The sequence below is a fragment of the Methylobacterium sp. BTF04 genome, from assembly GCF_010692745.1.
Lineage (GTDB): Bacteria > Pseudomonadota > Alphaproteobacteria > Rhizobiales > Beijerinckiaceae > Methylobacterium.
In genome coordinates this window covers 11,726-38,602 of sequence record NZ_JAAHTB010000003.1, presented here as the reverse complement: position 1 = coordinate 38,602, position 26,877 = coordinate 11,726, and the positions used below count along the sequence as shown (strand labels likewise).

The window sequence follows — 26,877 nt, the reverse complement described above, 5'->3', positions numbered from 1 at the left end:
TCAGCTTGCGGTGGCGAGACGTGGGCCGCGCTGGCTGCGCGGGCGGATCACCGGGGCGGCGGTTTCCTCGTCGATTTCGCGGGCCGCCGACAGGGCGCGGGCGAGGATCGCCGAGACCTGGGCGGCGTCCGGCACCGAGCGCATCATCGGCTCGGGCGAGCTGACGTGCCACGGCCGGGCATGCGGCCAGAGGTGAAGGTAGGCGATTCGGTTGCCGGGCTTCACCGCGAGGGCGAGGTCGCCGCTGTCATCGGAAAAGTGATGGCAGCCGGCGCCGGCGACGAGGTTGAAGGGCAGGTTCAGGGTCATCGGCAGGGCGATGCCGACCCGCATCACCACACGCCAGTTGGTGATCGTATAGGTGGTCGACCGGGCCGAGAGCCAGCCGAGGATACAGAGCAGGGCGATGGCGCCGACTCCGACGGCCAGGGTCGGCCCCGCGGCCATCGCCGCGCCGAGGACGTCGCCCTCCGCCGCCAGAGGTAGCGTCGCCCAGAGCGCCAGCCCGACGAACCACAGGCCGACGAGGCGGATGTGCAGGGCGCGTACCGCGATGGCGAGGGCGCGGGGGCGGCCCTGCCAGAGGACGTACTCGCCGGCCGGCAGCGGCCCGGGCAGACCGGGTGCCGCATCGAAGGCGTTGGCCGGCACCACGTGCGAGGCGGTCTGATGCGCGGGGGCGATGCGAAGCTGGGTCACAGGAACGCCTCCTGGCGGGTGGGGGTGGCGTAGAGAGTGCCGGCACCGAAGAAGGCCACGATCCGCTCCTCTTCGTAAAGGGTCAGCGCATCCGGATCCTTGTGATCAGGGATATCGGCGAATTGGGCGGCCAGCAGCGCCTCGGTCTTCACCGTGCGGGAGAACCGCCCGGTCTTGCAGAAGGTGGCGGGCATCAGCACGCGCCGGCCACCGGAGCCGAGTTCGACCTCGTAATAGCGCACCATCGACTCGCCCCGGTCGATCCACAGGTCGGTGACGGTGCCGGCCACCTGCCGGTCGGCGCCGAATACGGTCATGCCGATCGGGTTCGGCCCGTCCTCGTGCACGGTGAAGTGATCGGCGACGCGCAACGGTACGATGCGCTTCTGGCCGTCGAAGGTCTCGTCGTGGGAATCGTCCCGATCGACATACGCACCGGGACCGATGGCATCGTGCAGGCCGTCGGTGTCGGGCACCAGCGGCGAGCCCGGCCAGACCTCCTGCTTCGAGCCGCGATAATTCCAGGCGTTCGGGCCGGCGGCGGGGGGCGCGGTCTTCACCTTGCCGTCGGAGAGACGGAAGAATTTCGGCGTCGGGATCAGGATCGGGTCGGGACTCGGCCGGCCGATGGCGCCTTCCGATTCCAGCGGGTACCCCTCGCGGCGGTCCTCGCGGCGCAGGTAGAAGATCAGCCCGGCGAAGAAGATCCAGAACGCATAGAGCGCGACCTGGGCGACGTCGACGTAGCCTGTGATTTCCCCTCTCGGCATAGCGTGTCTCCCGATTCTCAAGCTGACGGGTTGGCGAGGACGTGACGACCGGCGGAGCCGTCGGTGCGCCGCATGGCGGTGTCGCGCACGAGCGGCCCGATCGCGATCAGGGTCGCGAAGAGCAGTGCGATTTCGAGGTGGTAGACGATGAGGTAGCCGGTAGAGGGCACGTTCATGCCCTCCCCGAGGGCGCCCGACGTGGCGAGATACGAGCCGACGTCGCGCAGGATGCCGCTCGCCGCGATGGCGAGGCCGGCGGCGCTGGCCTGCACTGCGCCCCACGCGCCGAGCGCCAGTCCGGTATCCTCCGGGCCGGCCTTGGACATGGAGGCCGTGAGCGTGCCGTGAGCGAACAGCCCGCCGCCGAGACCGATCAGAGTGACGCCCACCGTGAAGAGCCGGGCCGAATCGAGGGGCGCCGCGAAGATGACCGCCGAGAAGGCGAGAATTCCGACGCCGGCCCCGGCTGCCGCCACCCGGAATGGATCGCCGCCCCGGTTGAGCCAGCGCGCGGCGCACAGCAGGCCGATTCCGCCGCCGGCGGCCAGCATGGCGGTGAGCGCCGTGGTGGCGGCCACCGGCAGGCGAAGGATCTGGCCGCCGTAGGGCTCGAGCAGGATGTCCTGCATCGAGAAGGCGGCGGTGCCGAGCCCGGTGGCGACGAGGCGCCGACGCGCACGGCCGCTGGCGGTGTATTGCGCCCAGGATTCCGAGAAGGCGGGGCGCGGCGCGGACTTGTCGGTGCGGCCGGGATCGCGCGCCTCCTGCTTCCACAGGGCGATGCCGTTGAGCACGATGGTGATCACCGCCGCCCCCTGGATCACCTTGATCAGACGGAGGGCAGAGAAATCGGCGAGCAGCAGCCCGAACACCACGGCACTCACCGTCATGCCGACCAGCAGCATCACGCAGAGCAGGGCCACCACCTTGGGGCGGACATGGGCCGGCGCGAGATCGGTGGCGAGCGCCAGGCCCACCGTCTGCGTGGTGTGCAGGCCGGCACCCACCAGGACGAAGGCGAGGGCCGCCGCCACATGCCCCGGCCAAGTCGGCCCGGTGGTGTCGCCCGACAGGATCAACAGGGCGAACGGCATGATCGCGAGACCGCCGAATTGCAGCATCGTCCCGAACCAGATGTACGGGACGCGGCGCCAGCCGAGCACCGAGCGGTGGGTGTCCGACCGGAAGCCGACGATGGCGCGGAACGGAGCGAAGACCAGCGGCAGCGACAGCATCACCGCGACGATCCAGGCCGGCACTTCGAGTTCGACGATCATCACCCGGTTGAGGGTGCCGATGAGGAGCACCGCGGCCATGCCGACGGTGACCTGGAACAGGGAGAGCCGCAGCAGGCGCCCCATCGGCAATTCGACCGTGGCGGCATCCGCGAAGGGCAGGATGCCGGGCCCGAGCTTCATGATGCCCCGGGCCATGGTGTCGCCGAGACGGATCATCTGGAGCCTCCCCCCTCGGCGGGAGAGGCTGCCTGCGGAGCGGGCGGGAGTGCGTTCGGGCGGGTCAGCTCGAAGGCCTGCGACAGGTAGAAGCCGCTGTTGACCCGGTGCGTCCGGCTGAGGTCGAACCCGCTGAGGACCGGTTCGATCGCCACGCGCCGGCGCAGATCGGCCTCCGCCACCGGCACGATGGCCGGCGCCCGGTCGGCGCGCGGGAAGGCGCGCCCGGTCCAATGCATGAGGGTGAGCAGCGGCGTGCGCGGCGCCACCGTGAACACCACCGACCCGTCGGTGCGCAGCGACAGTTCGGCCAGAGCCCGGACGATATCGGGGGTGGCGTAGTGGATCAGCGAATCCATCGCCACCACGTGGTCGAAGCGGCCGAGCCAGGGGTCGAGCATGTCGCCGACCCGGAAATCGATGCGCCCTGCCCCGAGACGCTCCTCGGCGCGGTCCTTCGCCAGCCCGACCAGGGTCGGCGAGACGTCGATGGCCACCACCTCGGCGCCGCGTGCGGCCGCCTCGATGCTGAGCGCGCCGGTCCCGCAACCGGCATCGAGCAGCCGCAGGCCGGTGAGGTCGTCGGGCAGCCAGGCGAGGAGATTGGCCCGCATGGCGTCGCGCCCGGCCCGCACCGTGGCGCGGATCTTGGAAACGGGTGCGTCGGAGGTCAGGCGCGCCCAGGCCTCGGCCGCCGTGCGGTCGAAGTAGGTGGTGAGCTGCGAGCGGCGCTCGGCGTAGGTCGCGGTGGCCATGGTGACGGTCCTCAATCGAAGCCGAGGAATTCGAACAGGTCGCGATCCTTCATCGGGATCGCGGCCAGCGGCTTGCCGCCGGCCCAGAGATGGGCGGCCAGCCGCATGTACTCGGTGGTGATCGCCACGAGCTCCGGGGTCGGCTCCATCTCGAACAGGGTCGACTTCTTGAGGCGCGAGCGGCGGACCACGTCGAGATCGGGGAAGTGGGCGATCCGCTCCAGGCCGACGGCGGCGTTGAACCGGTCGATCTCGTCGGTCTTGGCTGAGCGGTTGGCGATGACGCCGCCGAGGCGGACATTGTAGTTCTTGGACTTGGCGTGGATCGCGGCGACGATCCGGTTCATGGCGAAGATCGAGTCGAAGTCGTTGGCGGTGACGATCAGCGCCTGGTCGGCATGCTGGAGCGGCGAAGCGAAGCCACCGCAGACCACGTCGCCGAGCACGTCGAAGATGACGACGTCGGTATCTTCGAGCAGGTGATGCTCCTTGAGCAGCTTGACGGTCTGGCCGACGACGTAGCCGCCGCAGCCGGTGCCGGCCGGCGGCCCACCGGCCTCCACGCACATCACGCCATTGTAGCCTTCCGCCACGAAGTCCTCGACTCGCAGCTCCTCAGAGTGGAACTGCACCGCCTCCAGCGCATCGATCACCGTGGGAGCGAGGCGCTTGGTGAGGGTGAAGGTCGAATCGTGCTTGGGGTCGCAGCCGATCTGCAGCACCCTCAGGCCCAGCTTGGAGAACGCCACCGACAGGTTCGACGAGGTCGTCGACTTGCCGATGCCGCCCTTGCCGTAGACGGCGAAGACCTTCGCCGTCCCGATCTTGAGGTTGGGGTCGAGTTCGACCTGTACGCTGCCCTCCGGCTGGCGGGGTGCGACCGGATTACGGATGGCGATGTTCATGCTGCGACCCCTGCGGTGATGCCTTCGAGGCGATCTTCGAGCTCGTCGCCGGCTTGTGCCAGGGCGTCGAGCATGGCTGCGTCAGGCTGCCAGAAGCCGCGCTCGTGTGCCTCGATCAGGCGGTTGGCCACCTTGGCCGAAGCGGTCGGATTGAGCGCCGCCATGCGTTCGCGCATGGCTGGATCGAGGACGAAAGTTGCGGTGATTTCGCGGTAGACCCAAGGGTCGACCTGCGCGGTGGTGGCCGACCAGCCCATCGTATTGGTGACGTGGGTCTCGATCTGGCGCACGCCCTCGTAGCCGTGGGCGAGCATGCCCTCGTACCATTTGGGATTGAGGATGCGGGTGCGGGTCTCGATGGCGACCTGCTCGTTGAGGGTGCGCACGCAGCCTTCGCCGCGGGTCTGATCGCCGATATAGACCGGGGCTTCGATTCCGCCCTTGGCCCGCTTCACCGCCCGGCTGATGCCGCCGAGCGTATCGAAGTAATGGTCGACGGTGGTGACGCCGAGTTCCACCGAATCGAGGTTCTGGTAGGCGAGATCGACGTCGGCCAGCACGCTCTTCAGCAGTGCTGAGTGCTGCACCGGGCGACCGTCGCGGCCATAGGCGAAGCCCTTGCGGCGCGAATAGGTCTCGGCGAGGTCGTCCTCCGCGTCCCAGCGGCCGTTCTCGATGAGGTGGTTGACGTTGGAGCCGTAGGCGCCGTCGGCATTGCCGAACACCCGCAGCGCCGCCGTCTCGAAGTCGCCGCCATGGGTGCGCTGGTAGGCCAGCGTATGGACGCGGACGAAGTTGTGCTCCGGCGGCTCGTCGGCGGAGGCCGCGAGCAGGCAGGCTTCGGCCAGCAGCTTGATTTGCAGGGGCAGAAGATCGCGAAAGATGCCCGAGAGCGTCACCACCACGTCGATGCGCGGCCGGCCGAGTTCTGCGAGCGGGATCAGCTCGGCGCCGGTGAGCCGGCCATAACCGTCGAAGCGCGGCCGGGTGCCGAGCAGCGCCAGCACCTGCGCGATGGGGCCGCCCTCGTTCTTGAGGTTGTCGGTGCCCCACAGCACGATGGCGACGGATTGCGGAAGCGGTTTTCCGTCGGCCTGGTGGCGATCGAGGAGGCGCTGGGCCTGGGCGGCGCCGTCCTTCACCGCGTAGGCACTGGGAATGCGGAACGGGTCGAAGCCGTGGAGGTTGCGCCCGGTCGGCAGGATCGCGGGGGTGCGCAGCAGGTCGCCGCCGGGGGCGGGGCGGATGAAGCGGGCGTCCAGCGCCCGCAGCAAGGCCGGTACCTCGTGGTCCTCCGTGAGCTGCCGGTCGGTGAGGCTCAACTCGCGCAGGATGGCGAGATCGGCGGCCTTCGGGACCGGGCCAGCGGCAATGAGGGCGGCCTCCGGTGTCGCACCGGCGACGAGGGCGGTCACCGCCGCGCGCTCCAGGCGGACGCCGTGGGCGGAATCGGCCATGGACAGCAGCATGTCCACGCGCTCTTCGGACGAAAGTGGCTCGCCGACCACGTGGAGCCCGTGCGGGATCAGGGTGTATTCGAGCTCCAGGATCTCGCGGCCGATGCGGGCGATGGCCTCGGCGGCGTCCGCGCCCCAAGCCGGCTCCGCCGGCGAGAGATCGACCAGGGCCGCTTGCGCCTGGACCAGGATCGCGAGTTCCGCCCGTTCGTGGGCGGCCTCCGGCTCCAGGCCGCGCCAGCGCTCGATCGAGGCCTTGAGGTCGACGAGCCCGCGATACAGCCCGGCATGGGCGATGGGCGGGGTGAGGTAGCTGATCAGGGTCGCGGCGGAGCGTCGCTTGGCGATGGCGCCCTCCGAAGGGTTGTTGGCCGCATAGAGATAGATGTTGGGCATGTCGCCGATGAGCCGGTCGGGCCAGTCGGTGGCCGACAGGCCGGTCTGGCGGCCCGGCATGAACTCGAGCGCCCCGTGCGTGCCGAAATGGATGAGCGCGTGGGCTTTGAAATCCTCGCGCAGCCAGCGGTAGAACGCGCAGAAGGCGTGGGTCGGCGCGAAGCCCTTCTCGAAGAGCAGCCGCATCGGATCGCCCTCGTAGCCGAAGGCGGGCTGGACGCCGACGAAGACGTTGCCGAACTGGGCGCCGAGCACGAAGAGCGACGCGCCGTCGGATTGCTGCTTGCCTGGGGCCGGACCCCATTGCGCCTCGATCTCGGCCAGATACCGCTCGCGCCGGACATGGGTGTCGGTGGGGATGCGGGCATGGACGTTGGCCTGGGCGCCGTAGCGGGCGCTGTTGCCCGTCACCACGCTCTCGCGCAGGGCCTCGACACTCCCGGGCACCACCACGTCGTAGCCCGCCGCTTTCATGGCGGTGAGGGTGCGGTGAAGCGATTCGAACACCGACAGATAGGCGGCGGTGCCGGTGTTGCCGGCGTTCGGGGGGAAATTGAACACCACGATCCCGACCTTGCGCTCGGCGCGGTCCGAGCGGCGCAGCCGCACCAGCTTCTCGACGCGGGCGGCGAGCATGCCGGCCCGCTCGATACAGGCATGCATGTCGCGATCGTCCTCGCCCGAGGGGAAGACGCAGGCCACATGGCAGCCCTGGCAGGGCTGGCCCGACTTGTTGGAGCGCCCGCCGAACACCATCGGGCCGGTGGCACCGTCGAGTTCGGGGATCGCCACCATGATGGTGGCTTCGACCGGGTGCAGGCCACGATCGGAGGCGCCCCATTGCTCCAGGGTCTGCAACTCGGCCGGATGGGCGGCGATGTAGGGGACGTCGAGCCGGGCGAGGATGTCCTGCGCTGCCGGCGCGTCGTTGTAGGCGGGGCCGCCCACCAGCGAGAAGCCGGTGAGGGAAACCATCGCGTCGATGGCCGGAACCCCGTCCTTGAAGAAATAGCGCTCGATGGCCGGGCGCGAATCGAGGCCGCTGGCGAAGGCCGGGATCACGGTGAGGCCGCGCGCCTCCAAGGCCGCGATGACGCCGTCGTAATGGGCGCTGTTGCCGGCGAGCATGTAGGAGCGCAGGCCGAGCACGCCCACGGTGCCGCGCGTGCCGTCTGCGGGCAGGCCGCCCGCCTCCTCCGACATCCGTCCGGGCAGGCGCGGATGATAGACCCCGATCTCCGGATAGACGGCGGGCGCCGCGGCCTTGAGCTTACCGCGATAGCCCCTGCGTGGGCCGTCGGCGTAGCGATCGACCAGCGCGCGGATCATGTTGAGGACGTTCTCGTCCGAGCCGGCGAGCCAGTATTGCAGGGTGAGGAAGTAGGCGCGCACGTCCTGCGCGGTGCCGGGGATGAAGCGCAGGATCTTGGGCAGGCGCTTCAGCATTTTCATCTGCGCGGCGCCGGCGCTGGAGGACCGCTCCTTGGGCGCGCCGCGCAGGCGCTTGAGCAACGCCATCGGACCGGTCTGGCTGCCATCCATGCTGAAGGCGCCGATGCGAGTGAGCTTCGTCACCGGACCCGCACTCATCATGCAGACCAGGGCGTCGCAGGATTCACGGCGGGCCACGAGGTCCGGCAGGATTTCCTGGAAGTGGTCTTCCATGAACAACATTGCGCAGAGCAGGATGTCGGCGCTGGCGATGTCGGCCTTGCAGCGGGCGAGCTTTTCGGCGTCGCTGCCGAACTCGGTGGCGGCGTGCAGCACCAGCGACAGGCCGGGGATCTCGCGGCGCAGGCTCCAACGCGCCCGCTCGACGGAGCTGGCGAGATGCGTGTCCATCGTCACGATGACGACGCGCATCGGGACGGGCTCAGCGGCCGAAATGCGATTTGGCATCGTAGAGCGTCTCGACGGTGACGACAGCGAGATTGCGCTCGCGCGCGAAGCGTTCGGTGTTGGCGCGGGCCTTCCCCCGCACGAAGAACGGGATCTTCTTGAGTTCCTTTTCGGCGGAGGGGTCCCAGACGAAGGCGGGTGTGGACGGGGTCTCGGCGACCGGCGTGGGTTCGATACGGATGGGCTCGGGCTGGGGCGCCCGCTCGCCGCCGCCGAGATGCGAGGGCGCGACGCCGTCGTGAAACTCGACATCCTCGCGGAACATGCCGAGCAGGTGTTCCTCCAGCCCCATCATCAGGGGATGGACCCAGGTGTCGAACAGGACGTTGGCGCCCTCGAAACCCATCTGCGGCGAGTGGCGCGCGGGAAAATCCTGGACGTGGATCGGCGACGAGATCACCGCGCAGGGAATGCCGAGCCGCTTGGCGATGTGGCGCTCCATCTGGGTGCCGAGCACGAGTTCGGCCTGGCATCCCTGGATCGCGGCTTCGACGTCGAGATAGTCGTCGGTGATCGTCGCCTCGATGCCGTGGAGGGCGGCCTCAGCCCTGACCTCGCGGGCGAATTCGCGGGTGTAGGTCCCGAGGCCCACCACCTTGAAGCCGAGTTCGGTGGCCGCGACCCGTGCGGCGGCCAGGGCGTGGGTGGCGTCTCCGAAGATGAAGACGCGCTTGCCGGTGAGATAGGTCGAATCGACCGAGCGTGAGTACCATGGCAGCCGCGACGGCGCGCCGGCGAGCACCGGTGCGGGATCGACGCCGGCGAGCTTGGCGACCTCCTCGACGAAGCGGATCGTCGCCTGGACCCCGATCGGCACGGTCTCGACCATCGGCTGGCCGAAGGTCTTGAGAAGGTGCTGGGCGGCGGCCCGCGCGACTTCCGGGTAGAGCACGACGTTGAAGTCGGCCGCCCCCAGCCGTCCGAGATCGGCCGGGCTGGCGCCCGAGGGGGCGATGACGTTCACGTCGATGCCCAAGGCCGCCAGGAGCTTTTCGATCTCCACCAGGTCGTCGCGGTGGCGAAAGCCCAGGGCCGTCGGTCCGAGGATGTTGCAGAGCGGGCGCCGGCCCTCGCGGGGGGTGACCTCGGCGGTGGACCCGGCCAGCGCGCGCACCAGCCGATAGAAGGTCTCCGAAGCGCCCCAGTTCTCTTTCTTCTGATAGGCCGGCAGCTCCAGCGGGATCACCGGGATCGGCAGGGCCAGCGCTTTGGCGAGGCCGCCCGGATCGTCCTGGATCAGCTCCGCGGTGCACGAGGCGCCGACGATCATCGCCTGCGGCCGGAAGCGCTCGTAGGCGTCGGCCACAGCGGTCTTGAAGATCTCGGCGGTATCCGAGCCGAGATCGCGCGCCTGGAAGGTGGTGTAGGTCACTGGCGGCCGGGTATCGCGCCGCTCGATCATTGTGAACAGCAGGTCGGCGTAGGTGTCGCCCTGGGGAGCGTGCAGCACGTAATGCAGGCCGCGCATCGCGGTGGCGATCCGCATGGCGCCGATATGCGGCGGTCCCTCGTAGGTCCAGAGCGTCAATTGCATGGCGCTAGACCTCCAGCCGGGTTCGGCGATTGAGCGGACGCGCGAACAGCTCGGCGAGGTCGCCGGCCTGGTCGTAGCCCTGGATCGGCGTGAACAGGAGCTCGATCGACCACTTGGTGGCGAGCCCCTCGGCTTCGAACGGATTGGCGAGGCCGAGGCCGCACACCGTGAGATCGGGCCGGGCGGCGCGGGCGCGGTCCATCTGGGCGTCGAGGCTCTGGCCTTCCACCACCTGCGTGCCGGGCGGCAGCAAAGCGAGTTCGGGCGCGAGATGGCCGCGATGCAGGTAGGGCGTGCCGACTTCGATCAATGCGGCCCCCATCTCGCGGGACAGGAACCGGGCCAGCGGGATCTCGAGCTGCGAATCGGGGAAGAAGAACACCCGCTTGTCGCGCAGCATCGCCCGGTAGGGGTCGAGCGCCCGGGATGCCCGGGCGCGGCCCGGCGCGGTGACCGCATCGAAATGGTCCGGGGCGATGCCGAAGGCGTCGGCGGCGGCCTTCAGCCAGGCCGTGGTGCCCTCGGCCCCGAGCGGGAACGGGGCGGGAAGCCGGGTGGCGCCGCGCGCCTCGAGGGCGCGGGCGGTGTCGGCGAGGAAGGGCTGGGCCAGGAGGATGCGGGTATTGGGGCCGACGGCCGGCATATCTCCGGCCCGGCGCGCCGGCAGGAACCGCACGGTTTCGATCCCCAGCTCCGCGAACAACCGCGAAAACTGGTCCTCGACCACGTCGGCCAGCGCGCCCACGACGAGGAGGGACGCCGCCGCATCGGTCGCTTCGCGCGGCATTTCGGGGACGAGGGCGGCGAGGCAGGCATCCTCGCCTTGCGTGAAGGTCGTCTCGATGCCGCTGCCGGAATAGCTCAACACCCGCACGTCGGGATGGAAGCTCTGCGACAGGCGTTGCGCGGCCCGCGAAAGATCGAGCTTGATCACTTCCGACGGGCATGAGCCGACGAGGAACAGCAGCCGGATGTCGGGCCGGCGCTCGATGAGGCGCCGCGTCACCCGGTCGAGTTCCTCGTTCATGTCGGCGAGGCCGGCGAGATCGCGCTCGTCGATGATCGCGGTGGCAAAGCGCGGCTCGGCGAAAATCATCACCCCAGCGGCCGACTGGATGAGGTGGGCGCAGGTGCGCGAGCCGACCACGAGGAAGAACGCGTCCTGGATCTTGCGATGCAGCCAGACGATGCCGGTGAGTCCGCAGAACACCGCCCGCTGCCCGCGCTCCTGGCGGATGTCGACGGCGCAACCGGGGTCGAGCGCGGGGATCGGGGCATGCGCGTTCATCGCGCCGCCTCCGCCTGGATCGGCAGGGAGACGGTGCGATTCGCGTCGAGACGGGCCGCGCGGAGCTTCAGGAGGAACTGCGTCGCGTTGATCGCGTAAGAGGCGTAGGCGGCCAGCGCCAGCAGCATCAGGCCGGTGGTGTCGAGCCGGTCGGTCGCCAGGGCCACCAGGTAGGCGGTGTGCAGGGCCAGCACGAGCATGCTGACCATGTCCTCCCAGTAGAAGGCCGGGGCGAACAGGTAGCGCCCGAACACCACCTTCTCCCAGATCGAGCCGGTGATCATGATCGCGTAGAGGACCAGGGTCTTGACGACGATCGAGGCGTTGGCCGCTGCCGCACCCTCGCCCGTCGCCAACGTGCGCAGCACGAGGCCGAGGCTCACCAGGAACACGATAAATTGAAGAGGGGCGAGGAGGCCCTGAACCAGGGTCCAGGGGGAGGCGTCGCGGCGTGCCCGTTCGGCCGCGTCGTAGAGAGGTCGTCTCGTCTGGCCCCCTCTTAGACTCATCGCTTCCGCCCTCGCCTGCTTGTCCAAGCCCCTCTTCGGGAGCCCGTTGATCAGGAGGTTAGGAAGCCCTCGGAAGAGTGTCAAGCTGGCTTTACGTCAATTTCCTTTTCGGATTTGAATGCAGAATAGTTATAGATTGGGGATTGCAAAACCAGTTCCCGTCCGTATCGTCGCGGTCAAGGCCCGCCTGTCTGAACAGGCCGTGTCGGTTGTTCACACGAGCCGGCGACGCGAAGCTCGACAGTAAAGGTCGAGACAAAAAAGAAGCCGTCAGCCACATTGGGAGGGTCCAATGGATGACATGAGGCAGTTAGGTGAGCGTTCTTGTTACGGACGTGCAGGTCGCGATGTATCGGGCTTGGACGAGTCCGAAGTCGTTGCAAAGCTCGCGGGACTCGATCGCGCGACACTCTGGCACGGCGAGCTTGCGAGCGTCGTCGAGTCGGAGATCATTCCAAGACTGATGATCGCGCATCGCGCGGGTCTTTCGAATGAGAAAAGCAATATAATTCCAGACGGTGAACAGATTGCGACGTTCGCTGCTCTGATCTTGTCACCGGCCAGCGATGACATCGAGAACCGCATCACCGCCTTGGTAGAAGACGGTCTGTCTCTCGATAGCCTGTTGCTCGACCTGCTGGCGCCGACCGCGCGTCATCTCGGCGTCCTGTGGGAGGACGACCTGTGCGATTTCGCCGAGATGACCATTGCGATGGGCCGTCTGCAGCGGATCATGCACGATCTCACCCTGCGGTACGGCGGAGAGACACCGCAGCACCGCCATGGACGCAGCATTCTGCTGCTGCCCTGCCCCGGCGAAAAGCACAGCTTCGGTCTCGCCCTGATCGAGCGGTTCTTTCGGGACGCCGGATGGGACGTGACGAGCACGGTTCGGGATCCATCGGTGAACCCGAGCGACCGCGTGCGTGGCTGCTGGTTCGACGTGATCGGCTTCTCGCTCGGATGCGAGACGTTGCTGCCGACTCTGACCGAGGCCGTGAGCGATATGCGACGAAGCTCGCAGAATCGTGCGGTTCGTGTCATGGTCGGTGGACCGATCTTCACGGCCAATCCCGGCTACTTGACACAAGTCGGCGCAGACGCGACGGCTTGTGACGCGCGCACTGCCATCAGCATTGCCGAGCGGTTGCTTGATCTGCCGGCCAGACCCTGTTGAAAGACCCGCCCCGACGACATCACGACGTGGTGATCCTTGACCAGCCTGGCATTTCCTGCCGCACGCGATACGTTTGCGGCGCTCCATAACAGTTTTGGCCCCCTCGACGCTGCGGCGGCCGGGATGCTCGTTGCTGCCGCGACTGACCTTTCCCTCGTCGTCGACGACGAGGGAGTCATTCGCGACGGGGCGTTCAGCAGTCCCGATCTCGTGGGCGAAGGCTGCGAGAGCTGGCTTGGTCGCCCCTGGATCGAGACGGTCACGGTGGAGAGCCGACCCAAGATCATCACGCTGCTGAAGGACGCGGCGCCGGGCGCGATGACCCGCTGGCGCCAGGTGAACCACGTCTCCGCCACCGGAATCGACCTGCCGATCCGCTATTCCGCCATGCGGCTCGCCGATAAGGGCCCGGTCATCGTGATCGGCCGGAACCTGCGGGCGATGGCCTCCCTGCAGCAGAAGCTCGCCGAGACGCAGCAGGCGCTGGAGCGCGACTACCTGCGCATGCGCGGTGCCGAGACCCGCTACCGCCTCCTGTTCCAGCTCGCCGGCGAGCCGGTCCTCGTGGTCGATGCCGGCACGCGCCGGGTCACGGAGGTCAATCCGGCCTGCGCACGCCTCCTCGGCAAGGCCGACAAGCGGATCATCGGCCACGACGTGGTCGACCTGTTCGACGCCGGCAGCGCCCGCGACCTCGAATCGCTGTTTGCCGGCCTTCGGGTCACCGGCCAGGCGGGTGACCTCGTCGCCCGGCTCGGCGGCGGGCGCGGCGACACCCGAATCGCCGCCTCCCTGTTCCGGCAGGAGAGCACCACCAGCGTGCTGATGCGTCTGTCATCGAGCCAGCCGGACGCGGCCGAGCGCGGGCCGAGCCGTGCGGGTGCCAGCGCTCTCGACGTGATCCAGAACCTGCCCGAGGGCTTCGTCGTCACCGACCCGAGCCGGCGGATTCTCGCTGCCAACCCGGCCTTCCTCGATCTCGTCCAGCTCGCCACGGAGGAGCAGGTGCGCGGCGAACCCCTCGACCGCTGGCTCGGACGCGAGGAGACCGAGGCGGCGGCCCTGTTCGCCACGCTCGCCCAGCACGGGTCCGTCCGCCACCACGCGACGGTGATTCGTGGCGAGTATGGTGGCCTGGAGGAGGTCGAGGTCGCCGGCGTTTCCGTCACCGGCGGGGCTCAGCCGTGTCTCGGGTTCACCTTGCGGGGGATGCCGCGGCGGATGGTGCAGTCCACCGCCGGCGGGCGTGATCTACCGCGCTCCATCGAGCAGATGACCGACCTCGTCGGCCGTGTCTCGATGAAGAACCTCGTGCGCGAATCAACCGATCTGATCGAGCGGCTCTGCATCGAGGCGGCGTTGCGAATCACGCGGGACAACCGCGCGTCGGCTGCGGAGATGCTCGGCCTGAGTCGGCAGGGCCTCTACGCCAAGTTGCGACGTTATGGCATCGGTGACCTCGACGGACCCGAGCCCATCGACGAGGCCGAATAACCCGGACGTCGATCGGATCCGGTTTTGGAACGGGTTGGACAAATCTTTTGACGATCCAAGGTGTAAATCAAACTTGACACCTGGCGCGGTGAAAACCTAGCCTTCGGGTCATGGCAACGTCCGTATCCCCCGCCCCTTCCGCTGCCGGCGTTCTTCCCGCTCCGAGCGCGTTGCTCGAGCTCCTGAAGCCGATCACGTGGTTCGCGCCCATGTGGGCTTTTGCCTGCGGGGTGGTCTCGTCGGGAGTGCCGGCAAGCGGACATTGGCTGGTGATCGTCGCCGGCACCCTGCTCGCCGGCCCCTTGGTCTGCGCTACGTCGCAGGCGGCCAACGACTGGTACGATCGCCATGTCGACGCCATCAACGAGCCCAATCGACCGATTCCCTCCGGCCGGATTCCGGGCCGCTGGGGCCTCTACGTGGCCCTCGCCTGGACCGGGCTGTCGCTCCTCGTGGCTGCCGCCCTCGGACTTTGGGTGTTTTGGGCGGCGATACTCGGCCTCGCCCTCGCCTGGGTCTACAGCGCGCCGCCGCTGCGGCTGAAGCAGAACGGCTGGTGGGGCAACGCCGCAGTGGGGCTCTGCTACGAGGGGTTGCCCTGGTTCACCGGGGCCGCGGTGATGGCCGGGGCATTGCCGGATCGCCGGGTGATCATCGTCGCCCTGCTCTATTCGCTGGGTGCCCACGGCATCATGACCCTGAACGACTTCAAGTCGGTGGAGGGCGACCGCCGGATGAACCTCCGCTCCCTGCCGGTGCAGCTCGGCACCGACTGGGCGGCGCGCCTCGCCTGTGTGGTGATGGCGCTGCCACAGGTCGCGGTCATTCTCCTCCTGTCCGCCTGGGACCATGCGTGGCACGCCACGATGGTGGGCCTGCTGCTCATCGTGCAACTCGCCCTGATGTCCCGCCTGCTCGAGCAGCCGCGCGAAAAGGCAGCCTGGTACAATGGCACCGGCACCACTCTCTATGTCATCGGAATGCTGGTGACGGCGTTCGCGCTTCGGCAGGGGGTCCTGTGATGGCGGCGTCCTTCGGCTGGGGCCAGATCGTCCGTCTCGGCCTGGTCCAGACCGCGCTCGGCGCCGTCGTCGTGCTGATGACCTCGACGATCAACCGGGTGATGGTGGTGGAACTCGCCCTGCCGGCCATGGTCCCCGGCGGGCTGATCGCCCTGCATTACGCGGTCCAGGTGTTGCGCCCGCGTTGGGGCTACGGGTCCGACGTTCATGGCCGGCGCACCCCGTGGATCGTCGGCGGCATGGCGGCCCTGGCGCTCGGCGGGTTCGGTGCGGCGGTGGCGACGGCCCTGGCCGAGACCCACCAGGCCGCCGGTCTCTCCCTCGCGGTGTTCTCCTTCCTCACCGTCGGCATCGGCGCGGGGGCGGCCGGCACGTCCCTCTTGGTGCTGCTCGCCACCGGCGTCGATGCGCGGAGACGTGGGGCTGCAGCCACCATCGTCTGGGTGATGATGATCGCCGGTTTCGCGATCACCGCGCCCCTCGCCGGCCATTTCCTCGATCCGTTCTCGGGCGCCCGGCTCGTCGCGGTCTCCGGCACGGTCTCGGCCGTCGCCTTCGTCCTCGCGGTGCTGGCGGTGCGCGGCATCGAGCCGGCGCGCGCGACGCCGACTGCCGATGCGGTGGCAAAGAAGCCGTTTCGCGACGTGCTGGCGCAGGTCTGGGCGGAGCCGGCCTCCCGACGCTTCACGATCTTCATCTTCGTGGCGATGCTGGCCTACAGCGCACAGGAACTCATCCTCGAACCCTTCGCCGGCCTCGTCTTCGCGATGACCCCGGGGGTGACCACCAAGCTCGCGGGTCTGCAGCACGGCGGCGTGCTCGCCGGTATGCTCATGGTCGCGGGCCTCACCATGGGAATCGGCGGGCCGGTCCTCGGCTCCCTGAAGCTCTGGACCACGGTCGGCTGCGCCGGTTCGGCTTTGGCGCTGCTCGGCATCGCCGGCGGCGGGTTGACCGGACCCGACTTTCCGTTGCGCGCCGCGGTGTTCGGGCTGGGCCTGTTCAACGGCATCTTCGCTGTGGCGGCCATCGGCTCGATGATGGCGCTGGCGGGCGCGGGTGGCGAGGCCGAGCGCGGCACTCGGATGGGGGTGTGGGGCGCGGCCCAGGGCGTCGCGTTCGGCGCCGGCGGCTTCCTCGGCACCATGGCGGTGGATCTCGCACGCCTCGTCACGCCGCTGCCCGTCCATGCCTACGCCGCGGTGTTCACCGGCGAGGCGCTCCTGTTCCTCGTCGGCGCGGCCCTCGCTCTCTGGATCGAGCACGCACCCGCGACCCGAACCCGCCGGGTTGACCGCCTCGGCGCGGCCTTCGAACCCCAGCTCTCCGCACAGTGATCGTTGCCGACCACGAGGTGATCGTCATGCCCGACCGTTCAATGGCCGACCCCGAGATCTTCGACGTGGTGGTGGTGGGTGGTGGCCCATCCGGTGCCACGGCCGCCGCCGAACTGGCGCAGGCGGGGCGGCATGTCCTGCTCCTCGACAAGCCTGGCAAGATCAAGCCGTGCGGCGGCGCGATCCCGCCGCGCCTGATCCGCGATTTCGCGATCCCCGATCACCTCCTCGTCGCCCGCGTGCGCTCGGCCCGGATGATCTCGCCCAAGGACAAGCGTGTCGACATGCCCATCGGCGACGGCTTCGTCGGCATGGTCGATCGCGAGCATTTCGATCCGTGGCTGCGCACGCGCGCGGTGGAGGCCGGCGCGGTGCTGCGGGCGGCGAGCTTCAAGCATATCGAGCGCGACGCGGAAGGGCTCGCCACGGTCCATTACACCGAAGGCGGCAGCCCGCAGCGGGCCCGCGCCCGCCTCGTCATCGGGGCCGATGGGGCGAGTTCAGCGGTGGGACGGGCCGAAATACCCGGCCATGCCGGCATGAAGCAGGTGTTCGCCTATCACGAGATCGTCCGCCGCCCCGCCGATGGCAGCGGGGACGTCGAGAGCACGCGCTGCGACGTCTATTACCAGGGCAAGCTCTCGCCGGACTTCTACGCCTGGATCTTCCCGCATGGCGACACGATCAGCATCGGCACCGGCAGCGCCCGCAAGGGGTTCTCCCTGCGGGGTGCGATCCGCGATCTGCGTGCATCGAGCGGGCTCGACGCGGGCGAAACGGTGCGGCGCGAAGGAGCGCCCCTCCCGCTGAAGCCCCTCGGCAAATGGGACAACGGCCGCGACGTGCTGCTGACGGGAGATGCCGCCGGCATCGTCGCACCGGCTTCGGGCGAGGGCATCTACTACGCGATGCTCGGCGGGCGCCTCGCGGCGCAGGCGGCGGAGGATTTTCTCGTCACCGGCAAGGCCACCGCCCTCGCCCGCGCGCGAAAAGACTTCATGAAGCTGCACGGGCGCGTCTTCCTCATCCTGAGGATCATGCAATGGTTCTGGTATCGCAACGATGCGTTGCGCGAGCGCTTCGTCTCGATCTGCCGTGACAAGGATGTCCAGCAACTGACCTGGGACGCCTACATGAACAAGGAATTGGTCCGCGCCAAGCCGATGGCCCATATGCGGATCTTCTTCAAGGATCTGGCCCACCTGTTCCGCTGGGTCTCCCCGTGATCGCATGGCGCGATTGGAACTGGACGCCCATCGGAATCGCCGCTGCGGCGGCCATCGTGGTGGCGATCCTGGGTGGCGTCCTCACTACCACGGGCCCCTGGTACCAGAATCTGCGCCGGCCGACGTGGAAGCCGCCGGATTGGGCCTTCGGCCCGATCTGGACCACGATCTTCACCCTGACCGCGATCTCCGGCGTCCTGGCCTGGGAGGCCGACGCGAGTTTGCCGGCCCGGCGCAACCTCCTCGTCGCCTATGCGGTCAATGCCGTCTTCAACATCGCCTGGAGCGCGGTGTTTTTCCGCATGCGCCGGCCGGACTGGGCCTTCGTCGAGGTGCTCGGCCTCTGGCTCTCGGTGCTGGCGCTCGTGGTGGTGACGCTCCCGTCCTCCACCACCGCCGCCTTGCTGCTCCTGCCCTATCTCGCCTGGGTCGGCGTCGCGGCCTACCTGAACCTGACCATCGTGCGCATGAATGGTCCGTTCCATGGCGCTTGATGGGATCGCGAGCCTCCTCGGAGGCCTGTTCGCCAATGGGCGCATCATCGATGCGATCTTGGTCCTCGTCGCCTGCGAGGCAGCGATCCTGACGTGGTGGCGCCTCCGCAGAGGGTATGGGCCGGCCCTCGTGCCGCTGATGTGCAATCTCGTCTCCGGCGCCGCCCTGATGCTGGCCGTGCGAGCGGCGCTGACCGGCGCCGACTGGCCGGCGATCGCCGCCTGTCTTGCCCTATCCTTCGTCGCGCACGGGGCCGAACTGACCCTGCGCCTTCGCGCGCCGGCGAATCGGTCCGCCTGCGGCAAACCGGCCGCACGCGGCACCGGAACCGCGCCGGAAACCGTCGCGTTCCCGAACCATGAACTAATATAATTCCACTCTACGGTTCACGCGGAGAACAGATCTGATGCATCGCGTCGTCGCTTTCGGCCTCGGGTCTGGTATCCTGCTTTATTCCGCAGTCGGTTCGGCCCTGGCGCAGGGCGCCGATGCCGAGTTGATCAAGCGCGGCGCATATCTCGCCACGGCCGGGGACTGCGTCGCCTGCCATTCGGCGCCCGGCGGGAAGCCGTTTGCCGGCAACTACGTCCTCAACACGCCGATCGGAAAGATCCGGACGCCCAACCTGACCCCCGACAAGGAGACGGGATTGGGCAACTGGACCGCGGACGATTTCTACCGGGCGTTTCACGAGGGCATCGACAAGGACGGTTCGTACCTCTACCCGGCCTTTCCGTTCGCCTGGTACACCAAGGTGAGCCGCCCGGATTCCGATGCGATCTTCGCCTATCTCCAGTCGCTGGAGCCGGTGAACGAGCCGCGCAAAGCCTCCGAGATCCCGTTCCCCTTCAACATCCGTACGGCGCTCATCACCTGGCGCACCGCCTTCTTCACGGCGGGCGAGTTCAAGCCCGATCCCGCGGCGAGCGCGGAGGTGAACCGCGGCGGCTACCTCGTGGAGGGCCTCGGCCATTGCGGCATGTGCCACAACGCCAATAAGATCGTCGGCAACAGCGGCCTCGCGGGCAAGCTCGGCGGCGGCGTCATCGACGGCTGGTACGCCCCCAACATCACCCCCGACGACCATACCGGCATCGGCGCCTGGACGGACGATCAGGTGGTGACCTACCTCAAGACCGGTGCCGCGCCCGGCGACCGTCCGGGTGTCGCCGCCGGTCCCATGCGGCAGACCATCGAGGAATCCCTGTCCAAGATGACGGATGCCGACATCAAGGCGATGGTGGCGTATCTGCGCACGCAAAAGGCCAAGGAGACCTACAAGGTCAAGGATCTGCAAGCCTTCAACGCCGCCGGTGCGCCGGGAGCGGGGACCTATCTCAGCTATTGCTCGTCCTGCCATAAGCCCGACGGCAAGGGAGTCGAGGGCGCGATCCCGGCCCTGGCCGGCAACACCTCGGTCCAGGCTCAGGGTCCCGAAACGGTGATCCGCGTGATTCTCGGCGGCCTGTCCGCCCAGAACGGCTACGCGCCGATGCCGGCCATCGGGGCCGGCATGACCGATGCGGAGGTCGCCGACGTCACGGATTACGTCCGCAACAGCTGGGGCAACAGCGCGCCGGTCATCACCGAACGCGGCATCGTCGGCTCGGCACGCGGGCAGACCGAGACCATGCTCGCCGGTACCGCGCCCTGCGCCGAGATCGCCCAGCCGGAGGTCGCCAAAGCGATCGATTCAGCCGGGACGGCGGAGGCGCTGAAGGGAATCGCGTTCGAAGACTTCATTCCTCGCCTCAACGCGCTGCTGCCCAAGGTGAAGGCCGCCGCTCCCGGTGCAAAGGACGACGACATCGTCAACGGCCTCACCACCGCCTTCTGCAAGGCCGGCCGCAACGACCCGGCCTATGCAAAAGCCGGCTGGCACGCGGTCATCGGGAGCTTCGCCAGCATCGCGTACAGCCAGTTGAAGAACCCGGAAAAGCAGGCGGCCAACCCGACGCCGATTGGCGGCATGACAAAGCCGAATTGAGCGTTGATCTATCCCGCTGTTCGACGTGATGAGGCGTCGATGCCAGTAAAAGTTCTCGAAGTTCGGCATTATGGCAATCGATATCCGCCGGGATGTCGGCTATTCGAAAAAATGTACGAATTCGCACGAATTCGTGATCAGTGATGCCGGGTTGGAGGGATCTCCGTAAACCATTGCGCGCTCTACTGAACGCGCCCACTCAGTGTGGGAAGCGGGGGCGCGGCGGGTGACAGAGGCGGCGGGACATCAGGAATCGGATTCGGTCGTCGCGCGGCGCGAGGAACGTAACCCGACCAATTGGATCGCCACGATCCGTCTGCGCGACGGGACCGAGATTGCCTGCACCGTCAAGGATGTCTCGAAATCCGGTGCGCGGGTCGGTGTGCCCGCCAGCCAAGAGCTGCCCCCGGTGTTCACGCTGCGCATCGTCGGACGGGACTTCCTGTGCCTCGTCAGTCTGGCCTGGCGCCGGGGCGACTATGCCGGCGTGCGGATCGAGCGAATCGGCAAGATTACGGCTGCCGTGGCGCAAAACGCTAAGGAGTACCAACCGGCCGCGGCCGTGCAGGACGGTGGCGGGATCGGCGTTCCGTCCCGCAAGCGCGCGATTTCGTCTTTCTGAGCCGATTCCAATCGATCGGCGGGCTTCGCCTCGGGTCTTGGAAGCGTATCGCCTCACGTCTTGGGATCGATGGGGATGAACTGCAGTTCGGTGCCGTCCGGCGCCCGAATGACGAGTTGCCAATTATCGCCGACATCCATCAACTCGCCGCCGATGCGCAGTTCATCGATTACCGTCCGGGCCTGGGCGATCGCCTCCGCCAGGTCGTTCGCTTCGGCACCGTCATGATCGCGCATCGTGGTCTGTCCATTGGTCAGATCGAAATGAAAACGCATGAGTCGATCGATCTCCGATGATCTGTCGAGTCGGCGTGCGTGCTGAGCGTGATTTCAGTCGCGCACAACGCCGCCCGTTTCGGTCGCGTTGTCACGGTTCGGCCGAGCGGAAACCCGGCTCTCGCGGTGGTTTGAAGCAATCGGGACGCTTCGCCGGAGATGAGCCCGTCGTCGATTCAAGTCCGGGCTCATCCGGCTGACAATCCTCACCGTGTCTCGAGTTGGCGCGTCCCCCAAGGTGCACACCTCGCACCGTTCTCTCGAGGTTCTCCAGGCTCGCGGTGCGAACGGACCGAGGCGATGCCCCCGGTATCGACTCGTTCTCGCGCAAGCATGACGAATCGCTTGGTGATGTACATCCATCTTTGGGCTGAAAATTTCTGCAAACGGTACAATTGACATTTTATACTTATATGATTTCCGTTTGTTTTTATATCTAATGCATCAGTTCGGAGAGACCGGTAGGAGAAAACGCAACAAATGACTGGTTTCGATGATTGTGTTCCTGTCCATGACGCGGATTCGGGGACTGAACGGATATTGGAGCTACGGGCTCATATCCGGGCAATCATCGCGGGTCTGCTGCGCAGGGAGCGCGAACACTAGTATCGGCTCGGAGCCGGGCCTCCGACATTCTGACCGATCTTAGCGCTCACGCCAAGCTTTGGCGATCTGGTCCGTGAGGGGCTTGGTCAGGTAGCTGAGCACCGAGCGATCGCCGAGTTGCATGTAGGCCTCCACCGGCATGCCGGGGACCAGGCGCAAGGTGCCGAGGCGGCCGCGTTCGTCCGGCGGTACGCGGATACGGACGGTATAGAAACTCATGCCGGTCTTCGCATCGAGGCTCACATCGGCCGAGACGCGCGAGACGACCCCGTCGATTTCCGGCGTGGTGCGCTGGTTGAAGGCGGCAAAGCGCAGCACCGCTTTCTGATCGAGGCGGACATTGTCGATGTCCTGGGGTTGAACCTTGATCTCGACGGCGAGCTGGTCGGCCTCGGGGACGATCAGCATGGCCGGCTCCGACGGGGTGACGAGGCCGCCGATGGTGTGCACCGTCATCTGGTGCACCGTGCCGTCCTGGGGCGCGCGCATGTCGACGCGCTTGAGCTGGTCTTCGGCCGCGACCCGCTTCTCCACCGATTCCGACCAGCGCCCGCGGATCTCGGCGAGTTCCTTTCCGACCTCCGAGCGCATGTCGCCATCGATTTGCAGGATCTGCAGCTCGGTTTCGGTGATCTTGCCGCGTGCCGAGGCGGTCGAGGCCATGAGCTGGCCACGCTCGCCTTCGAGCCGGGCGGCATCGCGTTCCAGCATGTTGACCCGGCTGAGCGAGACGAGGTTCTTGGCGAAGAGCTCGCGCACGCCCTTCAATTCGCCGCCGATCAGGCCGATTTCGCGCTCCTTGGCGCCGGCCTGCTCGGTGAGGCCCTTGATCTCCTCCCGCAGCTGCAGGACGCGCTCGCGCAACTGCGCCTTCTGGCCGTCGCGGCCCGCCACGCGGGCGGTGAAGAGCCGGGTCTCGCTGTCGATGAGATGGGCGACGGAGGGATCGGTCGACTTGCGCGCCAGCAATTCAGGGGGGAACGTGATGCTGTCGGCCGTGTCGCGCTCGGCCTCGTCGCGTGCGCGCCGCGCGGAGAGCTCGTCGAGGGCCTTCAGGACGATGTCGAGGTTGGCCCGGGTCTGAGTCTCGTCGAGGCGGATGAGGATGTCGCCGGCCTTGACGTGCGCGCCCTCGCGCACCCGCAACTCGCCGACGACGCCGCCGGTGGGGTGCTGCACCTTCTTGACGTCGGATTCGACCACGAGCTGGCCCGAGGCGATCACCGCGCCGGAGATCATGGTGAAGGCGGCCCAACCGCCGACCCCGATGACCAGGATGCCGCCGATGGCCAGAGCCATCGCGAGGTGGCGGCGGATCGAGCCCTGCGCGGTGGGCCGGGGCACGAGAGCCGCCTGGCCGAGAGGCGGAGTGAGACCGATGGCCATCAGGCACGCTCCTGGATCACGGGGGTCTTGTTGGTATCGGCCGGGACGACGGCCGGGCGCAGCACGCGTTTCAGGACCTCGTCCTTGGGGCCGAACGCTTGAGCGCGTCCGTCGGCCATGACGAGGATCAGGTCGACGGCGGCCAGCGCCGAGGGCCGATGAGCGATGACGATGCAAATCCCACCGCGCCGGCGCACCCCAAGGATCGCCTCCGTCAGGGCATTCTCGCCCTCGGAGTCGAGGTTCGAATTGGGCTCGTCGAGGACGACCAGGAAGGGCATTCCGTAGAGGGCGCGGGCGAGGCCGACGCGCTGACGCTGCCCGGCGGAGAGCCCGGCGCCGCCTTCGCCGATGCGGGTGTCGTAGCCCTCGGAGAGGCGCAGGATCAGGTCGTGCACGCCGGCGGCCCGGGCCGCGGCGATGACGTCGCTGGAGACCGCCGCCGGATCGAAGCGGGCGATGTTCTCCGCCACCGTGCCGGCGAACAGCTCGACCTCCTGCGGCAGGAATCCGATGTGCTGGCCGAGATCTTCGGCCGACCATTGGTCGAGGGCGGCCTCGTCGATCCGGACTTTTCCACGCACCGGCGGCCAGATCCCCACCAGGGCCCGCACCAGGCTCGACTTGCCGGACGCGGAGGGGCCGATGACGCCAAGTCCTTGGCCCGCCAGCAGCGCGAAGCTGACCTCGTTGACCACGAGGCGTTGAACGCCGGGCGGCGCCACGCAGACGCCCTCCACCCGCAGGGATTCGGTCGGGGCCGGCAGGGCATGGGGCTGCCCGGTCGCCGGCAAGCGGGCGAACAGGTCGGACAGACGCGCCCAGGATTGGCGCGCCTGGACGAAGCCCTTCCAGTTGGCGATGGCGAGCTCGGCCGGAGCCAGCGCACGGGCCACCAGGATCGAGGAGGCGATGATGATGCCGGCCGAGGCCTGACCGTTGATGACGAGCCAGGCGCCGAGCGCCAGCACCCCCGATTGGAGCGCGGTGCGGAACACCTTGGAGCCGGCGCCGTAGCCGCCGGCAATGTCGGAGGCGTGCTGATGCGCCATCACGTAGTCGCGGTTGGCCGCGGCCCAGCGGCTGGCGAAGCGTCCCTGCATGCCCATGGCGGCGAGCACCTCGGCATTGCGGCGCCCCGCCTCGGCGAGCCCGTTGCGGCGCAGGCCGTGGCCGGTGGCCTTCTGCGAGGGGGTGTGGGTGGCGCGGTCGGTGAGCAGCGCCAGGGCGGCGAGGAAGCCCGCCCCGACGAGGGCCGCGACGCCGATGAGCGGATGGAACAGGAAGCAGATCGCGAGATAGATCGGAATCCACGGCAGGTCGAAGAACGCCGAGGGGCCCGACCCGCCGAGGAACGCGCGCAACTGGTCGAGGTCGCGCAACGGCAGCAGCCCGTCGGCCGGCGCTGCGCCCTTGAGGGGGGCGCGCACCACGATGTCGAACACCCGCGCACTCAAGGACTCGTCCAACGCCGCGCCGACGCGCGCCAGCACCCGCGAGCGAATGATCTCGAGCACGCCCTGGAACGCGTACAGGACCAGGGCGAGGACGATCAGGCCGACCAGGGTCGGGACGGACCGGCTCGGGATCACGCGGTCGTAGACTTCGAGCATGAAGAACGAGCCGGTGAGATAGAGCACGTTCACCAATCCGCTCATCGCCGCCACGCCGATAAACGCCGTGCGGCACTGTGCCAGCGCCGAGACAAGCTCGGCCGAGTCACGCCTTTGCATTGCACCCCGTTCCTCTGATTGATCGCTGCCGGACCGTGGTCAAGCTTAGGCAGGCTTAGCCGCGCAGGCCGTGTCGACTTTACAAAGATTGATGCCGGGGTGCGCTGCCGCCGGATACCAACATATCGCTCGATCTTAAAGGGAGAGACCCGCGAATTTTGGATAAAGCGTAGCTGGAATTGGCCATCATGCCGGCAATGGTAAGCGAGGGGTGAAGCTCCATTGCGCCGTGCTGCGCGCAGGATGTCGCCCAAGGCCGGGATCGGCGGCGCGTCGTGCAGGCCCGCATCGGGGAGCGAGCGCGAAAAATCACGTCCAGGGTTTGGCTCGCGTCGAACGATCGGGCGCCATCCGCGACAGGATCGCGATCCGGCAGCCCCGTCATCGGCCTGCGGTGACCGGGCTCGGAACGCGTCGTCGGGGGGCGGCCAGAAACGAAAAAAGGGCCCCGACCGGGACCCTGTTTTTCAAGAACCATTCCCCTCGCTGAGGTGGAATGGTGGGCGCGACAGGGATCGAACCTGTGACCCCTACCATGTCAAGGTAGTGCTCTCCCGCTGAGCTACGCGCCCTCACCAGGGCCTCTCGGCTCCGGTGAGGGCGCTATTAGCTTCTGGCTGCGAGGCACGCAAGGGCTTTGCGCGTTCAAGTTTCTCGACGGTCCGGCATTTCGCTGCACGGCCTGTGAAAATGCGCTAAGGCCGGGGCAAGCATCCGGGGCGCCGCGATGCGATCGGGCAGCGGTTGAGGAATGCGGTTCTACGTCGATTACGATCAGGGACATGCCATCAGGTGCTGGGTCGTCCCGGACAACCCGGTCGCGATCAGCCGTGTCTTCGTCGCGCTGGATGGCCGCCGCGTGGCGGAGATCCCGGCCTCGATCACCGACCCCACCATCCGGATCAACGGCTGGCACTCCACCGGCCAATGCGTGTTCCAGATCACCGATGCGGAGGCGCCCGGCCTGACGCAGGCGCGCCGCGTCGAGATCTACGACGCCGACACCAACGTGCTGATCTATCGGCGCAGTCCGAACGAGAACCTGATCCGGGGCAAGGTGCTGCTCGTCGACACGAGCATCAACGCCGACAGCGTCATCCAGTCGGTGATGTTCGAGCGGTTCCAGCAGAACTATTTCGGCATCGGCAAGCTCTCCGACGAGATCCTGCGGGTGCTGTTCGAGAGCCCGTGGCTGACGTCTTCGTTCCTGTCCGGCCCGATCATCATCCCCCGCTATGAAGGCTTCTTCATCAGCGACAACTTTCTCACCACCGCCCTCATCCACGATCCCTTCGTCGAGATGGCGACCCGTCTCCTGTGGTTGAAGGCGCGCGCGGCGGTGGCCGCCGATCCGGTGCAGAACTGGCGTCTCGGGCGCCTGGCCGAAGCCGCCGCCTTTGTGTCGGATTACGATTTCGACGATCCCAAGGCGCTCAAGCGCTTCTTCCGCATGCTGCCGGAGCCGGCCTATCACCTGCTCTACAACCCGCTGACCCGGCAATTCGGCACCCGGCTGCCCGACGACCGGCTCCAGCCGGGCAATTCCATCGTCGCCATCGAGATTCTCGCCCGCGTCGGGATCGTCGGGCACCGCGATTTCTTCGAGGCCTTCGTCACCACGCTCTTCGACCGGCTCGGCATCGATGGGCCGGTGCCGGTGCCCGAGCCGATCCCCGCCGACGTCATGCTCCTGGCCGAGCGGCTGCGTCCGCTGAAGGTGGCGCAGGAGATGCTCGTCTTCGACATCGCCATGGCGGATGCGGTGCGGGACGCCGTCGGCAAAGGCTGGAACCCTTGAGTGCGGTAGAGACCCTTCCGCCGGAGGAGGCGTGCACGGTCTCCCTCCCGCGC

General features: G+C 67.8%; 22 protein-coding genes and 1 tRNA gene. 10 read left to right on the top strand and 13 right to left on the bottom strand.

Translation table 11 applies throughout. The features are described from left to right. Genes puhB through bchF form a run of 9 tightly spaced genes read right to left on the bottom strand, consistent with a single transcriptional unit; the run spans position 1 to position 11,666 of the window. On the bottom strand, positions 1 to 699 hold the full coding sequence (gene puhB / locus G3T14_RS02785) for a photosynthetic complex putative assembly protein PuhB (RefSeq protein WP_348645199.1): 699 nt from the start codon (positions 697 to 699) through the stop codon (positions 1 to 3). Further along, a complete protein-coding gene (gene puhA, locus G3T14_RS02780; protein ID WP_163639803.1) occupies positions 696 to 1,469 on the bottom strand; it encodes a photosynthetic reaction center subunit H in 774 nt (257 codons plus the stop codon). The genes puhB and puhA overlap by 4 nt, the downstream gene beginning before the upstream one ends. Before the next feature lie 17 nt (positions 1,470 to 1,486). After that, positions 1,487 to 2,920: a BCD family MFS transporter gene (locus G3T14_RS02775; RefSeq protein ID WP_163640128.1), complete on the bottom strand. Its 1,434-nt coding sequence runs from the start codon at positions 2,918 to 2,920 to the stop codon at positions 1,487 to 1,489. Continuing rightward, positions 2,920 to 3,678, bottom strand: coding sequence for a magnesium protoporphyrin IX methyltransferase (gene bchM, locus G3T14_RS02770; protein WP_163639801.1), 759 nt, complete (start codon positions 3,676 to 3,678; stop codon positions 2,920 to 2,922). The genes G3T14_RS02775 and bchM overlap by 1 nt, the downstream gene beginning before the upstream one ends. An 11-nt stretch (positions 3,679 to 3,689) precedes the next feature. After that, complete coding sequence (gene bchL, locus G3T14_RS02765) at positions 3,690 to 4,583, bottom strand: ferredoxin:protochlorophyllide reductase (ATP-dependent) iron-sulfur ATP-binding protein (RefSeq protein ID WP_163639799.1); 894 nt, start codon at positions 4,581 to 4,583, stop codon at positions 3,690 to 3,692. Beyond that, positions 4,580 to 8,335, bottom strand: coding sequence for a magnesium chelatase subunit H (locus G3T14_RS02760; RefSeq protein WP_163639796.1), 3,756 nt, complete (start codon positions 8,333 to 8,335; stop codon positions 4,580 to 4,582). Before G3T14_RS02760 ends, bchL begins: the two co-directional genes overlap by 4 nt. Further along, positions 8,310 to 9,869, bottom strand: a complete 1,560-nt coding sequence (gene bchB / locus G3T14_RS02755; RefSeq protein ID WP_163639794.1) for a ferredoxin:protochlorophyllide reductase (ATP-dependent) subunit B — start codon at positions 9,867 to 9,869, stop codon at positions 8,310 to 8,312. Before bchB ends, G3T14_RS02760 begins: the two co-directional genes overlap by 26 nt. A 4-nt stretch (positions 9,870 to 9,873) precedes the next feature. Next, positions 9,874 to 11,157, bottom strand: coding sequence for a ferredoxin:protochlorophyllide reductase (ATP-dependent) subunit N (locus G3T14_RS02750; RefSeq protein ID WP_163639792.1), 1,284 nt, complete (start codon positions 11,155 to 11,157; stop codon positions 9,874 to 9,876). Beyond that, the gene (gene bchF, locus G3T14_RS02745; RefSeq protein WP_163639790.1) at positions 11,154 to 11,666 is read right to left on the bottom strand and encodes a 2-vinyl bacteriochlorophyllide hydratase; all 513 of its coding nucleotides are present in this window, start codon (positions 11,664 to 11,666) and stop codon (positions 11,154 to 11,156) included. The genes G3T14_RS02750 and bchF overlap by 4 nt, the downstream gene beginning before the upstream one ends. Before the next feature lie 358 nt (positions 11,667 to 12,024). On the opposite strand from bchF, the gene G3T14_RS02740 reads away from it, so the two are divergent. The 9 genes from G3T14_RS02740 to G3T14_RS24915 all read left to right on the top strand — a co-directional run bounded on the left by G3T14_RS02740 (position 12,025) and on the right by G3T14_RS24915 (position 21,026). Next, complete coding sequence (locus G3T14_RS02740) at positions 12,025 to 12,843, top strand: cobalamin B12-binding domain-containing protein (protein ID WP_246732881.1); 819 nt, start codon at positions 12,025 to 12,027, stop codon at positions 12,841 to 12,843. Between the two features lie 36 nt (positions 12,844 to 12,879). Beyond that, positions 12,880 to 14,337 carry a transcriptional regulator PpsR gene (gene ppsR / locus G3T14_RS02735; protein WP_204262590.1) on the top strand — a complete coding sequence of 486 codons (1,458 nt, stop codon included), beginning with the start codon at positions 12,880 to 12,882 and terminating at the stop codon, positions 14,335 to 14,337. A gap of 110 nt (positions 14,338 to 14,447) precedes the next feature. Next, positions 14,448 to 15,359 (top strand): chlorophyll synthase ChlG, encoded by a 912-nt coding sequence (chlG, locus tag G3T14_RS02730; RefSeq protein WP_163639786.1) that lies wholly within the window; start codon positions 14,448 to 14,450, stop codon positions 15,357 to 15,359. Continuing rightward, positions 15,359 to 16,696, top strand: a complete 1,338-nt coding sequence (locus G3T14_RS02725) for a BCD family MFS transporter (RefSeq protein WP_163639784.1) — start codon at positions 15,359 to 15,361, stop codon at positions 16,694 to 16,696. The genes chlG and G3T14_RS02725 overlap by 1 nt, the downstream gene beginning before the upstream one ends. A gap of 41 nt (positions 16,697 to 16,737) precedes the next feature. Next, entirely contained in the window at positions 16,738 to 17,922 is a 1,185-nt protein-coding gene (locus tag G3T14_RS02720; protein WP_163640124.1) for a geranylgeranyl diphosphate reductase, read from the top strand. Next, entirely contained in the window at positions 17,919 to 18,416 is a 498-nt protein-coding gene (locus G3T14_RS02715) for a TspO/MBR family protein (RefSeq protein ID WP_348645198.1), read from the top strand. Before G3T14_RS02720 ends, G3T14_RS02715 begins: the two co-directional genes overlap by 4 nt. Next, a complete protein-coding gene (locus G3T14_RS02710; protein ID WP_163639782.1) occupies positions 18,406 to 18,789 on the top strand; it encodes a hypothetical protein in 384 nt (127 codons plus the stop codon). Before G3T14_RS02715 ends, G3T14_RS02710 begins: the two co-directional genes overlap by 11 nt. 34 nt (positions 18,790 to 18,823) lie before the next feature. After that, positions 18,824 to 20,404: a cytochrome c gene (locus G3T14_RS02705; protein ID WP_163639780.1), complete on the top strand. Its 1,581-nt coding sequence runs from the start codon at positions 18,824 to 18,826 to the stop codon at positions 20,402 to 20,404. A 226-nt stretch (positions 20,405 to 20,630) separates the two neighbouring features. Then, positions 20,631 to 21,026 (top strand): PilZ domain-containing protein, encoded by a 396-nt coding sequence (locus tag G3T14_RS24915; protein WP_246732880.1) that lies wholly within the window; start codon positions 20,631 to 20,633, stop codon positions 21,024 to 21,026. Between the two features lie 53 nt (positions 21,027 to 21,079). On the opposite strand, the gene G3T14_RS02695 is transcribed toward G3T14_RS24915, so the two are convergent. The 4 genes from G3T14_RS02695 to G3T14_RS02680 form a co-directional block, all read right to left on the bottom strand. Then, positions 21,080 to 21,301 (bottom strand): hypothetical protein, encoded by a 222-nt coding sequence (locus tag G3T14_RS02695; protein ID WP_163639778.1) that lies wholly within the window; start codon positions 21,299 to 21,301, stop codon positions 21,080 to 21,082. A gap of 645 nt (positions 21,302 to 21,946) precedes the next feature. Next, a complete protein-coding gene (locus G3T14_RS02690) occupies positions 21,947 to 23,293 on the bottom strand; it encodes an HlyD family type I secretion periplasmic adaptor subunit (protein ID WP_163639776.1) in 1,347 nt (448 codons plus the stop codon). Then, positions 23,293 to 25,026 carry a type I secretion system permease/ATPase gene (locus G3T14_RS02685; protein WP_163639775.1) on the bottom strand — a complete coding sequence of 578 codons (1,734 nt, stop codon included), beginning with the start codon at positions 25,024 to 25,026 and terminating at the stop codon, positions 23,293 to 23,295. Before G3T14_RS02685 ends, G3T14_RS02690 begins: the two co-directional genes overlap by 1 nt. A 497-nt stretch (positions 25,027 to 25,523) precedes the next feature. Further along, positions 25,524 to 25,598 (bottom strand) — tRNA-Val (locus G3T14_RS02680). Positions 25,599 to 25,777: 179 nt separating this feature from the next. On the opposite strand from G3T14_RS02680, the gene G3T14_RS02675 reads away from it, so the two are divergent. Beyond that, entirely contained in the window at positions 25,778 to 26,824 is a 1,047-nt protein-coding gene (locus G3T14_RS02675; protein WP_163639774.1) for a hypothetical protein, read from the top strand. Positions 26,825 to 26,877: the final 53 nt, after the last annotated feature.